The organism is Micromonospora sp. WMMA1998, from assembly GCF_027497375.1.
GTDB lineage: Bacteria > Actinomycetota > Actinomycetes > Mycobacteriales > Micromonosporaceae > Micromonospora > Micromonospora sediminicola.
Genome location: NZ_CP114911.1, coordinates 798676 through 811420 on the forward strand (window position 1 = coordinate 798676; position 12745 = coordinate 811420).

Sequence of the window (12745 nt, forward strand, 5' to 3'; positions counted from 1 at the left end):
CCCGCCCGGCGAGATCCGTCACGACGCCGGGGAGCGCACGGTGCGCAGGAGGTTGCCGGCCAGGCGCAGCTCACCGGACTCGACCCGGGCCAGCACGTCGATCGGCGCGACCGTGGTCCCCGTCCAGGTCGGCTCCGGAAAGGACGCGCGCAGGGTGTCGGCGGCCAGGCCGAAGTCCTGGCCCGCCTCCGGCGACACCGCCAGCACGAACACGGCGCCGCCCGGCGCCGTCAGGCGCGGCAGCAGCGCCAGGTAGTCGCCGACCGCCGCGCCACGGCGGTCCAGCGTGTGCAGCAGCCCGGAGTCGAACACCGAGTCGTAGGGCGTGTCCGGCACCGGGATCCGGGTGGCGTCGCAGACCTCGAAGCGCACCGGCAGACCCGTCTCGGCGGCCTTGGCCCGGGCCTGCGCGACGGCCACCTCGGAGATGTCGACACCGGTCACGTCGTGGCCGCGTCGGGCCAGCGCGAGGGACAGCTCACCGGTGCCGCAGCCGACGTCGAGCACGCGGGGGCCGCGTACCCCGGTGTCGAGGACCGCGGCGAGCGCCGGCTGCGGGCCGCCGATCTCCCAGGGCGGGCGCCGGGTGTCGCGGTAGAGACGGTCGTAGTGGACCTCGTCCGGCTCGTCGGTCATCGCGTACCCCCTCGGTCGGTGCCTGACCCACCCGAGCGTGCCACGTCCGGCGGCGGCCGGGGGACCCACCGCGCGCGACGCCGGGGCCGGCGGTGGGCCGGCCCCGGCGTCGCCGGGCGCGCGTCAGTACGTCAGCCGGCGCAGGTAGCGGTAGCCGACGGCGGCGGTCTGCTGCGGCGTCACGTCCGGGGTGTCGTTCTCCACGATGTACTCCAGCACCTGGTGCCGGCGGAAGATGCGGGCGAAGTCGATCATCCCGGTGCCCAGGTCGGCCATGTCGCCGGTGGCCGGGTCGCGGTCCTTCACGTGGTATTGCAGGACCCGCTGCGGCGCGCAGCGGATCACGTCGAGCGCGAAACCCTCCGGGTCCTCGACGCCCTCACCGGAGTTGATGCCGCCGGTCACCGCCCAGTAGAGGTCGATCTCCAGGTGCACCAGCCGCGGGTCGAGTTCCTCGGTCAACACGTCCCACGGGCGTCGGCCGTTGCCGAAGTCGATGGTGAACTCGTGCGCGTGGTTGTGGTAGCCGTAGCGCAGGCCGGCCCTGCGCGCCGCGGCGGCCTCGACGTTCATCTGCTCCGCCCACCGCTTCCAGTCGTCCTCCTTGTCGGAGTTCAGGTACGGCACCACCATGAAGCGCTGGCCCAGCGTACGGGCGTTGGCGATCTTCTGTTCCAGCCCGGCGGCGTCGGCGGCGATACCGTCGTGGCTGGAGCTGGCCTTGATGCCGATGCCGTCGAGGAACCGGCGCAGCTGCGCGGCGGTGCGGCCGAAGTAGCCCAGCGCCAACTCCACCCGGGGGTAGCCGATCCGGGCCAGGTGGGCCAGCGTCGCGTCGTAGCCGGGCGAGCCGTTGAGCGCGTCGCGGACGGTCCAGAGCTGGATGCTGATCAGCTCCTTCGGCACGTGCCGTCGCCCGTGGTGGTGCCCGCCGGCCTGGGCGGCCGTCGCGCCGAGCCCGGAGGCCAGCCCGACGCCGGCGAGCGCCGCCAGCGAGCCGCGCAGCAGGTTGCGCCGGTTCAGGGACTGCCTCAGCGCGGCCTCCCCCTCGAATCCGTAGCACATGGCCGTTCTCCTTTCGCGGTTCTACGCGGAGGGACCAGGACGACCTGGTTGGTGCCGGTCAGTGGGGACGGGCCGTCGCTGCCGACGCTACAAAAGGCATGTCTATATGTCTATAGCTTTCAGTGCTTCTATCGGAACTTTCGTCCGCATCGGAGGAAAGTGGGAGAGTGTGACATCCTCGGGGTCGTGGCCTTCTACGACGTCGCCCTCGTCCTGCTCGTCGACCGGTCGGGCGCGGTGCTCATGCAGCACCGCGACGGGAACACGACCGTGTCGCCGCACCAGTGGAGCCTGCCCGGCGGGAGCATCGAACCGGGAGAGACGCCGGAACAGGCCGCCCGGCGGGAGCTACGGGAGGAGACCGGCCTGACCGCCGGCGAGCTGCACCTGTTGTGGAGCGGCCCCCGCCCCTACGAGGAGGGTTTCCCGCACGACGTCACCGTTCACGTCTTCCGCGGCGTCACCGACGCCCGGCAGGGGGACGTGGTGCTCGGCGAGGGGCAGGCCATGGTCTTCGTGCCCCGCGACCAGGTGCTCGACCGCCCGCTGGCGATCAGCACCGCGAAGGTCCTGCCGCTGCACCTCGCGGACGCCTAACCCGCGGTCAGCGCCCCGGCCAACGCGCGGACGAACCCGGGGAGCACCGCACCGTCCGGCAGGTGATCGGGGTTGATCTCGGTGACCGACAACCCGACGAACCGCGGGCTCGCCACCAGCTCCGCCAGCGTCGCCGCCGCCTCGGCCAGGCTGAGCCCGAACGGCTCCGGCACGTCGGCCAGCGGCGCGTCGACGAACCGCAGCACGTCCACGTCGAAGTGCACCACGAACCCGTCCGCCGCGCCCTCCGCCACGACCCGGGCCCGGCGCGCCGCCGCCCCCGGGTCGGCGTGCACCTCCTCGGCCGGCACGTAGGCCAGCCCCAGCTCCGCCACCAGCTCCCGCTCGTGGTCTCCCCGAGGCAGCGAGTCCCCGTAGACCACCACCCGCTGCGGCGACAGCAGCGGCACACTCGGCCCGACGCCGGCCACCTCCGGCAGCGTCCCCGGCAGCCCGAGCAGATGCGCCAGGCCGGTGGCGTCCAGGTTGCCGTTCGGTCGGGTCAGCGGCGTGTAGAGATCCGGCCCACCGTCCACGTAGACCAGCGCCGGCGCCACCCCGGCCCGCGCGCACCCCGCCACCAGGCCGATCGTCACGGTGCAGTCGCCGCCGAGCACCAGCGGCGTCCGTCCCCGGTCCATCGCCCCCGCGACGCCCGCGGCCACCTCCGCGGCGACGCCGGCCACCGCGCCCGCGTTCTGACCCCGGGGGTACGCCGGATCCGGCCGCCACCGGAAGCCGCCCGTGTCGCCGGCGTCCTCCACGTCGACGGCGGTGCCCAGCAGGTCGAGCAGGCCGGCGGCGCGCAGGGCGGCCGGGGCGCGCTCGACACCGGGGGTGTGCGCGCCGGCGCTCGACGGCGCGCCGACGACCGTCCATCGGCGGGTTCCCATCGGCTCACCCTAGCCGCGTCCACAGTCGACGTCTGTCCGTCCGGCCGCCCGGCCCGGCCGGCCGCCTCGCGACGGCTCGCCTGGTGCCGGGCGGGGTGCCGCCCACCGCCCCCTGTCGAGCTGATATCGGTAACGACTCACCCGCCGTCGCGGCGCAGGACCAGCAGGTCCAGCGCGTCGATCACCGGTCCGGCCTCCACCCGCGCGGCCTCGCGGAGCCGCTCCAGCCCGGCGGCGTACTCGTCGTCGGTGATCAGCTGAAGCGGGGTGTGCGCCTCCCGCCGCAGGCCGGCGGCCGCCTCCCGCAGCGACGGCGCGGTGACCTGCGGAACCGGCTCGACGGCGACGGTGGTGAACCCGGCGCCGACGAAGGCGGCCTCCACGTCGGCGATGCCGGGGTAGGAGTCGAGCACGCGGATCGCCTCCGGGAAGAAGCGGAACAGGGTGATCGCCTCGTGTCGTCCGGCGAACGCGGACCGGATCAGCACGGGTGCGCCGGGCCGCAGCACCCGGCGCAGCTCGCGCGCCGCCGCGGCCAGGTCGGGCACGTGGTGGACGACGGTGGACAGCCACACGCCGTCGAGGCTCCGGTCGGCCAGGGGGATGCTCGTGGCGTCGCCCGCGACGAGTGGGGTGAACGCGCAGCGGGCGCGCATCGCCGCCGACGGTTCGACGGCGACGACCTCGACGCCGGGGAACCAGGTGGTGAAGGCGTGGGCCCAGCTGCCGGTGCCGGCGCCCAGGTCGAGCAGGCGCATGCCGGGACGCGGGTCGAGGTGGCGGGTGACGGCGGCGCGCCAGTCGGTGACGCCTTCGTCGGTGAGGTGACGGGTCGCGGCGAACGCCTCGGCGTCCGCGTCGTGGTAGGCGATGCGGGCCATGTCGTCGAGCCAACTACGCGACCGTCCGGCGGAGCAAGCACTGTGGCGCACCACGCACCGGGTCGTGCTCGCCGGGCTGGGCTCAGGCGGGAAACGGCCCCGCCCGCAGCAGCGCGCCCGGCAGCCGCTTGCCGAGCCTGCCTTCCAGCCAGGAGGCGGTCGAGGTGATGGTCCCCAGGTCCAGACCGGTGGACCGCCCCGTCCGGTCGAAGAGGTAGACGAGATCCTCGGTGGCGACGTTCCCGGTCGCCGCCGGCGCGAACGGGCAACCGCCTGCTCCTCCGATGCTGGCGTCGAGGGTGGTGACGCCGGCCTGGACCGCCGCGACCGCGTTGGCCACGCCGGTGTGCCGGGTGTCGTGCAGGTGCAACCGCAGCGGTGTCCGCGACTGCGTGACCTCCCGGGCGAGCGCCAACCGGTCGGTGACGTCGGACGGTACGGCCACCCCGATGGTGTCGGCGAGAGCCAGCTCGTCGGGGCCGGCGTCCCGCACCCGGGCGAGCACCTCCCGCAACCGGGACAGCGGGACCTCGCCCTCGAACGGGCAGCCGAACGCCGCGCCGACGGTCACCGTCGCGAACACCCCTGCCGCGCCGGCCGCCCGCACCAGCTCGGCCGCCGTGTCGCACGCCTGGGCCGTGGTCATGCCCTGGTTGCGGCCGCAGAAGGTGTCCGTGGCCACCACGACGACGTTGATCTCGTCGACGCCCGCAGCAAGGGCCCGGTCGAGGCCGCGGCGGTTCATGACCAGGCCCGCGTACCGGACGCCGTTGTGGCGGGGGACCGCGGCCATCAGCTCGTCCGCGTCCGCCATCTGCGGCACCCGGGCGGGGTTGACGAAGCTGGTCACCTCGATCCGCCGGGCGCCCGCCCGCACCGCCCGGTCGACGAGCTCGATCTTGTCGTCGGTGGTGAGGACCGTCGACTCGTTCTGCAGGCCGTCGCGGGGTGACACCTCCACGATGTCGATGCCGGCGGTCATCGGTCCTCCGACAGGTAGGCGACGGCGTCGGCCTCGCCGATCACCTCGGCGTACTTGGTCTGCAGGTCGGACAGGCTCGCCTCGTGCGGGCCGGCGGCGCGGTCCGCGACCGCCTCCCGCACCACCAGCGGCACGAACCCGTGCTGCATGGCGTCCACCGCGGTGGCGCGTACACAACCGCTCGTGCTGACGCCGACCAGCACGACGGTGTCGATGCGCGCCGCGCGCAGGGTGGACGCCAGGGACGTGCCGAAGAAGGCGCTGGCGTACTGCTTGACCAGGACCAGCTCGTCGTCGGCGGGGCAGACCTCCGGCATCGGCTGCCCCATCGCGCCACCGCCGTCGACGAGCTGCCGCAGGGCGGGGACCTTCCGGACGAACAGACCTCCGTCGACACCGCCGGGCCCGTAGGCGACGCGGGTGTGCAGCACGGGGATCTCGTGGCCGCGGGCCGCGGCGACGACTCGGCCGGCCGACCGTAGGCAGTCGGTGGACGGCAGGCACAGCGGGCTGGCCGGGTCGAAGTAGGCCCGCATCAGGTCGATGACGAGCACGGCGGGACGGGCGCCGGGCGGGAGCGTACCCCCGAACCCGTCGTCGCGACCGGTCGGTGCGGGGTTCATCGGGCTACGGGCGGTCGGGGTGCGGGCAGGCCCGTCTCCTCCAGGCACCGGTCCAGGACCGTCTCGATCGGCGGCCCCATGTCGAACGTGGGCAGGGGGTCGGGGCGTCCGCGGCGCAGCTCGGCGCGTACCTCCTCGGTGGCCGCGACGTCGACGGCGCCGGCCTCGTCGCAGACCACGCCGTAGCGACGGGCGCCCGCGGGGGTGACCAGGCCCCGGCGGACCTCCAGGCCGACCAGTTCCGGGTCGCGGGCCAGCGGGTCGCCCCACCCGCCGCCGCCCCAGGTGACGAAGTGCAGTACGTCGCCCGGGGCCACGGGCACGTCGTGCACCTTGCTGCCCAGGATCTCGGTGCCGCCGTCGGCGCGTTCGAGCCACTTGCGGCCACGCGCACCGGGCTCGCCGCCGTTGACCCCCCACGGATAGGTCAGCCAGCGGTCGTCGTGGATCGCGATCGTGCCGGCCTCCAGGAACCGGTAGGCCACGTCGACGCCGTTCCCGCCGCGGTGCAGTCCGGCGCCGCCGGTGTCCGCGACGGTCTCCCAGCGCTCGATGCGCAGCGGGTAGTAGGACTCCAGGTACTCGCACGGGATGTTGACGAACGACGGCCACAGCGAGTGGCCGTCCGGGCCGTCTCCCACCGGCCGGCCCGGGATGCCGCCGAACCCGATGGAGTAGAGCTGGAACCATTCGCCCTTGCGCTCACCGGGCCCGTAGGTGCCCGAGTACATGAAGTGCGGCGACGAGGAGAAGCCGGCGGCGTTGAGCAGCCCCGGGTTCGTCTGGCCGAGCAGGCCGCCGAACAGGTCGAAGACGCGTCCGATGCCGTGGTTGCGCGCGTTGAGGGCGGCGGGGTACGCGGGCTTCCAGAACGAGTCGTCGGGGATCGTGACGTCGACCAGCGGGTAGAAGCCGTCGTTCCAGAGGATCTGCGGGTCGGCGACGGTGATCATGTAGATCCCGAAGAACATCCGGACGAGGTTCTCGTTGATGTAGTAGTTGATCGGGCCCTGCGCCTGTGGGCTGCTGCCGGTGAAGTCCAGCAGCACCTTCTCGCCGGTCCGGGTCAGGCTGAGCTTGAGCTCGTAGGGTCCGTAGCCGAGCCCGTCGTCGCAGATGTAGTCGGTGAACGAGAGCGTCTCGCCCTCGGCGAACACCGCCTCCAGCAGCACCTTCATGGCCCGGTAGTTGCGGTCGAGGAGCTGGTCGAGCGCGGAGTCGTAGGTGTCCACCCCGAACCGCGCGCACATCTCCTGGACCCGACGGGAGGCGGTCCGGCAGGCCGCGACGATCCCGTTGAGGTCCGCGCGGTTCCAGTCGGGCTTGCGCACCTGGTTGAGGATGATCCGCAGGGCGTCCTCGGCGAGCACCCCCCTGCGGTACAGCTTGAAGGGCGGGATGACCACGCCCTCCTCGAAGATGGTGCGGGCGTCGGTCGGCATCGACGCCGGGGTCTTGCCGCCGACGTCGGACATGTGCCCGAACATCGCCGCCCAGCCCACGATCCGTCCCTCGAAGAAGATGGGCAGCACCACGAGCCAGTCGTTCGCGTGGCTGATCGCGGCGCCGCAGGAGTACGGGTCCGACGTCAGCAGGACGTCGCCCTCCTCGATGTCACCGTCGAAGTTCTCCAGAAAGTCCGGGATGGACAGCCCGAACTGTCCCACCATCATCTTCCCGTCGCGGTTGGCGATCAGCGGGAACTCGTCGTGCTGTTCCCGGATCCCCGGCGACAGCGCGGTCCGAAAGAGCACCTCGTCCATCTCGTAGCGGGCGTTGCGCAGCCCGTTCTCGATCAGGTCGAGGGTGACCAGGTCGACGTCCACGGAGCGAAGTGGTCCGGTAGCGGTCTCGATGAGGCGTGCCATGGTCAGCTCTCCGTGGTGGTGTCGACGGGACGGATGAGGAGGCTGCCGCTGGGGTGCACGGTGGCCGTGTGCCCGGGCAGCACGAGGGTGGTGGAGTCCATCTCGGTGATGATCGCCGGGCCCGGGACGACGTTGCCCGCGCGCAGCAGGGCCCGGTCGTAACCGCCGGCCTCGACCTCGGCGCCGTCGACCCAGATGCGGTGGTGGGCCCGCAGCGCGGGGCTCGGGTCCGCGTCGCCGGGTTCGACCTCGGGCGCGGCGACCTGCGGCCGCGGGCCGTGCGCGGTGGCCCGGACGGTCACCAGTTCGTGTTCGGCGTCCAGGACGAAGGAGAACAGCCGCTGGTGATCGGCGTCGAACGCCGACCGCAGGGCGGCGAGCCCACCGCCGGTCCCGTCGAAGGCGTCGATGTCGACGGCCACCGGGATCTCGAAACCCTGGCCGTGGTAGCGGAGGTCGGCGGAGTAGACGACCCGCTGATCCTCGGCGGGGACACCCTGCTCGCCGAGGGTGGCGCACGCCTTGGCGGCGAGTTCGTCGAGGACGGCGCGCAGGCTCTCGTCGGTGAGTTCGCTGAAGCGGCGCACCAGCGTGCGCACCGACTCGTCGCGCAGGTTCGTGGTCGCGTCGCCGTAGGCGCACAGCACCCCGGGCGACGGCGGGATGATCACCGGCCAGGCTCCGGTCAGCCGGCCCAGGGCGTTGGCGTGCAGCGGACCGGCGCCACCGAAGGCCACCAGCGCGTAGTCGCGCGGGTCGAAGCCCTGCTGCACCGACACCAACCGCAGCGCGCCGAACATGTTCTCGTTGACGATGTCGATGATGCCCGCCGCGGCGGCCTCCACCGACTCCAACCCGGTGGCGTCGGCGATCGACTTCACGGCCGCCCGCGCCGCCGCCCGGTCCAACGTGATCTCGCCCCCGGCCAGGTCGGTGGGCAGGTAGCCGAGCACGACGTTCGCGTCGGTCACCGTCGGCTGGTCGCCGCCCGCCGCGTACGCGGCCGGACCGGGGGCGGCGCCGGCGGACTGCGGGCCCACGCGCAGCGCCTGGGTCAGCGGCGGCACGTGGGCGATGGATCCGCCTCCGGCGCCCACCGTCCGGACGTCGACGGAGGTGGCCCGCACCTTGAGGTCCCCGACGGTGGTCTCCCGACCCACCCGCGGCGACAACCCCTGCACCAACGCGACGTCGGTCGAGGTGCCACCCATGTCGAAGGTCAGGAAGTCCCGGTAGCCGGCCTGCTCCGCCACCCAGGTCGCGCCGGTCACCCCGCCGGCGGGGCCGGACAGCAGCAGGTTCACCGGGTTGTCCGCGGCGACGGCCGCGGAGACCAGACCGCCGTCGCTGCGCAGGATGCACAGCCGTCCGGCCACCCCCGACTCGCGCAGCTGCGCCTCGAGGTTCGCCACGTAGCGCGCCACCTGCGGCTGCACGGCGGCGTTCGCGACGGTGGTGATGGTCCGCTCGTACTCGCGCAGCTCCGGCAGCACCGACGACGACAGCGACACCGGTACGCCCGGAAGCTCCTCGCCGGCCAGCTCGGCCACGCGGCGCTCGTGCTCCGGGTTGGCGTAGGAGTGGATGAGGCTGACGCTCAACGCCTCGATGCCCTGCGCCCGCAGGCGACGCAGCTTTGCGCGGACGTCCGCCTCGTCGAGTTCGGTCACCACCGTGCCGTCGGCGCCGATCCGGCCGCGCACCTCCACGGTGTCCTCCAGGGCAGCGAGGGGCTCCGGCTTCGGCCAGATGATCCAGCCGGCGAGGCCCCCCGGCACGAACGACCGGGCGATCTGGAGCACCTGCCGGAAGCCCTCGGTGGTGACCAGCCCGACCCGGGCGCCCTTGCCCTCGAGGATCGCGTTCGTGGCGACCGTGGTGCCGTGGAACACCTCGGCGATCTCCGACATGGGCACGCCGGCCGCCGCGCAGGCCCGCTCGATGCCCCGCAGCACCCCGACGGACTGGTCCTCGGGGGTGGAGGAGGTCTTGGCCCGGTAGGTGTCTCCCGTCGCCTCGTCGATCAGCAGGATGTCGGTGAACGTTCCCCCCACGTCCACACCGAGCCGGTAGGTCATGGTTCCTCCTCAGATGACGCCGGCGGAACGCAGCGACGCGATCGCGTCGTCGTCGAGTCCCAGCAGGTCGCGGTAGATGTCTTCGTTGTGCTCGCCGAGTTCGGGGCCGACGTGCCGGACCCGGCCCGGGCTGTCGGAGAGCTTGGGTGCGACGTTGTGCATGGCGAACTCGCCCAGGTCCGGATGGGTCAGCCGGACGATCGCCTCCCGCGCGGCGAAGTGCGGGTCGGCGAGCATGTCCCGGGCCCGGAAGATGCGGCCCGCCGGCACGCCGTGCGCGTGCAGCCGCTCGAGCAGGTCGTCGGACCCGAGCGTGCAGCTCCACTCGGCGATCAGGCCGTCCAGTTGCTCCATCCACCGCCCGCGGGCGCCGTGCGTGGCGTACCTCTCGTCGGTGGCCAGCTCCGCCTGCCCCATCGCCTCGGCGAGGCGGCGGAACACCGTGTCCTGGTTCGCCGCGATCAGCACCATCTCGCCGTCGGCGGTCGGGTAGACGTTGCTCGGGGACACGTTCGGCAGGGTCGTCCCGGTCCGCTCCCGCTGGTAGCCGGCGATCTGGTACTCGGGGACGAGCGACTCCATCATCGCCAGCACGGCCTCGTAGATGGCCGAGTCCACCACCTGGCCCCGACCGGTGCGGCCGCGCTGGTGCAACGCCACCAGGGTGCCCAGGCAGGCGAACGTCGCCGCGAGGGAGTCGCCCAGGGACACGCCGGCTCGCGCCGGTGGGCGGTCGGGGTCGCCCGTCACGTACCGGATCCCGCCCATCGCCTCACCGATCGAGCCGTATCCGGCGCGGGAGGAGTAGGGGCCGGTCTGGCCGAAGCCGGTCACCCGGGTGATCACCAGACCGGGGTTGATCTCCCACAGGCGCTCGGGGGCCAGGCCCCACCGCTCCAGTGTGCCGGGCCGGAAGTTCTCGATCAGCACGTCCGCCCGCGCGACGAGCCGGCGTACCAGGTCCTGTCCCTCGTCGGTCCGCAGGTTCGCGGTCACGGACTTCTTGTTCCGCGCCACCACCGGCCACCAGAGCGACTTCCCGTACGGCTTCTCGCGTCCCCACTGCCGCATGGGGTCACCCCGACCCGGGTCCTCGACCTTGATCACCTCGGCGCCGAAGTCACCCAGGAGCTGGCCGCAGAACGGTCCGGCCAGCAGTTGGCCCAGCTCGATCACCCGGATGTCGTCAAGCGGCAGTGGAGTGCTCATGGACCCCTCAATCAGCGTCTTTGCATGCAATCAGCCCGACGTGTGACTGGCGTTACAGCAGGCTGTGCGGGAAAAGTAGGCTCCTCACGTTGGCGCTGTCAATGGTCCATGGGCTTATTGCATACAACCTGCCGCGTTGTTACCGTGCGGAGCATCATGAGTGACCGCACCGGGCTGCGGGAGGCCGACAACGGCCACGCCGCCGACCACGCCTACCGGCTGATCCGGGACCAGATCCTGTCCGGGCAGCGGTCGGCCGGCGAGTGGCTCCGCGAGGGCGAGCTGGCCGAGTCGATCGGGGTGAGCCGGACGCCGGTCCGGGAGGCGCTGCGACGGCTCACCGCCGAGGGGCTGGTCCGCCACGAACGCAACCGCGGCGTGCAGGTCCAGGCCTGGAGCGTCCACGACCTCGACGAGATCTTCAGTCTGCGGTCGGTGCTGGAACCCTGGGGCTGTCGACTGGCGGCCACCACGGGCACCGTCGACGTGGCCGCGCTCGACGCGCTGGCCCACCGGATGGACGAGGTCGCGCCGGACGGACGACCGACCGACGTGGACCAGCTCACCGAGCTGAACAACCAGTTCCACCGGATGATCCTCGAGGCGTCCGACAACAGCCGCCTCGCCGGCGTCGTCTCCTCGGTGATCCAGATGCCACTCGTCTGGCGGACCTTCTCCCACTACAGCCCCGAGGCCCTGCGCCGTAGTCTGGCGCACCACCACGAACTGGTGGCGGCACTCAGCGCCGCCGACCCTGACTGGGCCGAGTCGGTCATGCGCAGCCACGTCCGGGCGGCGTGGCACTCCATCCGCCCGGGTCACGACATGTGAGGCGGTACCGCCCCGTACCCGGTGCCGTCGTCAGGGCGTCGGGGTGACGGCGGTCAGGACACCGAAGAGCGCCCCCGCTCGGGTTCCGAATACCGCTTCATTGCTGCGGAGTCGGCCACGGCATCCCACTCCGCCTGCCACCTCTGGTCCAGCCGTTCGGGGATGAACCGGCGGGCGTGCGCTTCGAAGAAGGAGCGTGACCGCGGGTTGTGTGCGCCGCATCGTCGACCAGCGAGATGGCGGGCTGCCGCGAGCAGTTCTCCCCGCAGGGCGGGGTTGAGCCGAATTGTTCCGGCGGCGTCCGGGACGACATGACCGTGTTCGAAGAGCGCGTCGCAGCCGAATAGGCAGGCTGCCATAATGTTGTCGGGATTGAGACGTTCCCGCCTCGTCGCGTCAGCGCGTCGCTTGATGTGTGCCGCCGATACGAGACGTGCTGGCAGCGTCCGCCCGCAGAGATCACACATCACTTCTGCCTGTGAGCCGAACTTGAGCCGTCGTAGGCGGCGCTGCTCACGCCGCCGTACGGCGGACACCAAGGCATCCAGGTCGTCAGCCAGGTCGAGTTCGTCCTGGTCACCATCTGTCCCGTCTTCGAAAGCCGTGATGGCCATCGATTCCCCTGCGACGGGTGCGCCTTGCTTGGTGCCAGACAGGCGGAGCGCCCTCATCGCTGCTGGCCCGATCCGCCATCCCTGCACTTGCTCCAGAGTCTGTAGGACGTCGACATCGACTCGTTCGGGATAGGGCTTGTCCTCCCACACCTCGGCGACCGACTGATAGAGGGGACGCGTCACCCGAGTGATCAGGACTTCAGCCAGGTCCTGCGCGAAGAACTGGTGGTCGCTGACACGGGGACCACCGGGAGCACTGAACCCCAGAATCAGATAGTCGTCGGGGCGGATGCGAAGGGCCACAGCCCGATTCGACGAGTCGTCGGCGCCGCCGCGGTCAAGCACGCTGGACTCCCAACCCCAGATGCCCCGCGCCTTACCCCTTTCATAGTTCGTCAGGGAATCCACACCGACGTAGACGTAGTAGGACGCCGACAAGGATCTTGCCTCCGGATGCACGAATCGCTC

General features: G+C 72.1%; 12 protein-coding genes. 2 read left to right on the plus strand and 10 right to left on the minus strand.

Annotation, left to right across the window (positions count from 1 at the left end):
* Positions 1 to 18: 18 nt before the first annotated feature.
* Together O7600_RS03125 and O7600_RS03130 are read right to left on the minus strand one after the other, a co-directional pair.
* The gene (locus O7600_RS03125) at positions 19 to 636 is read right to left on the minus strand and encodes a class I SAM-dependent methyltransferase (RefSeq protein WP_281592189.1); all 618 of its coding nucleotides are present in this window, start codon (positions 634 to 636) and stop codon (positions 19 to 21) included.
* Between the two features lie 123 nt (positions 637 to 759).
* Entirely contained in the window at positions 760 to 1701 is a 942-nt protein-coding gene (locus O7600_RS03130) for a sugar phosphate isomerase/epimerase (protein ID WP_281592190.1), read from the minus strand.
* Positions 1702 to 1887: 186 nt separating this feature from the next.
* Between O7600_RS03130 and O7600_RS03135 the strand changes: the two genes are divergently transcribed.
* Complete coding sequence (locus O7600_RS03135) at positions 1888 to 2298, plus strand: NUDIX domain-containing protein (protein ID WP_281592191.1); 411 nt, start codon at positions 1888 to 1890, stop codon at positions 2296 to 2298.
* Here O7600_RS03135 and O7600_RS03140 read toward each other — a convergent pair.
* The 7 genes from O7600_RS03140 to O7600_RS03170 all read right to left on the minus strand — a co-directional run bounded on the left by O7600_RS03140 (position 2295) and on the right by O7600_RS03170 (position 10832).
* The gene (locus O7600_RS03140) at positions 2295 to 3191 is read right to left on the minus strand and encodes an arginase family protein (protein WP_281592192.1); all 897 of its coding nucleotides are present in this window, start codon (positions 3189 to 3191) and stop codon (positions 2295 to 2297) included. The two genes, O7600_RS03135 and O7600_RS03140, sit on opposite strands and share 4 nt — an antisense overlap.
* 137 nt (positions 3192 to 3328) lie before the next feature.
* A complete protein-coding gene (locus tag O7600_RS03145) occupies positions 3329 to 4072 on the minus strand; it encodes a methyltransferase domain-containing protein (protein ID WP_281592193.1) in 744 nt (247 codons plus the stop codon).
* 82 nt (positions 4073 to 4154) lie between these two features.
* The gene (locus O7600_RS03150) at positions 4155 to 5054 is read right to left on the minus strand and encodes a hydroxymethylglutaryl-CoA lyase (protein ID WP_281592194.1); all 900 of its coding nucleotides are present in this window, start codon (positions 5052 to 5054) and stop codon (positions 4155 to 4157) included.
* The gene (locus O7600_RS03155; protein ID WP_281592195.1) at positions 5051 to 5677 is read right to left on the minus strand and encodes an isochorismatase family protein; all 627 of its coding nucleotides are present in this window, start codon (positions 5675 to 5677) and stop codon (positions 5051 to 5053) included. The genes O7600_RS03150 and O7600_RS03155 overlap by 4 nt, the downstream gene beginning before the upstream one ends.
* On the minus strand, positions 5674 to 7545 hold the full coding sequence (locus O7600_RS03160; protein WP_281592196.1) for a hydantoinase B/oxoprolinase family protein: 1872 nt from the start codon (positions 7543 to 7545) through the stop codon (positions 5674 to 5676). Before O7600_RS03160 ends, O7600_RS03155 begins: the two co-directional genes overlap by 4 nt.
* 2 nt (positions 7546 to 7547) lie before the next feature.
* Positions 7548 to 9623 carry a hydantoinase/oxoprolinase family protein gene (locus tag O7600_RS03165; protein ID WP_281592197.1) on the minus strand — a complete coding sequence of 692 codons (2076 nt, stop codon included), beginning with the start codon at positions 9621 to 9623 and terminating at the stop codon, positions 7548 to 7550.
* 9 nt (positions 9624 to 9632) lie between these two features.
* Positions 9633 to 10832 carry a CoA transferase gene (locus O7600_RS03170; protein WP_281592198.1) on the minus strand — a complete coding sequence of 400 codons (1200 nt, stop codon included), beginning with the start codon at positions 10830 to 10832 and terminating at the stop codon, positions 9633 to 9635.
* 156 nt (positions 10833 to 10988) lie between these two features.
* On the opposite strand from O7600_RS03170, the gene O7600_RS03175 reads away from it, so the two are divergent.
* The gene (locus O7600_RS03175) at positions 10989 to 11663 is read left to right on the plus strand and encodes a GntR family transcriptional regulator (protein WP_281592199.1); all 675 of its coding nucleotides are present in this window, start codon (positions 10989 to 10991) and stop codon (positions 11661 to 11663) included.
* A gap of 53 nt (positions 11664 to 11716) precedes the next feature.
* On the opposite strand, the gene O7600_RS03180 is transcribed toward O7600_RS03175, so the two are convergent.
* Positions 11717 to 12736, minus strand: a complete 1020-nt coding sequence (locus tag O7600_RS03180; protein ID WP_281592200.1) for a hypothetical protein — start codon at positions 12734 to 12736, stop codon at positions 11717 to 11719.
* Positions 12737 to 12745 lie beyond the last annotated feature (9 nt).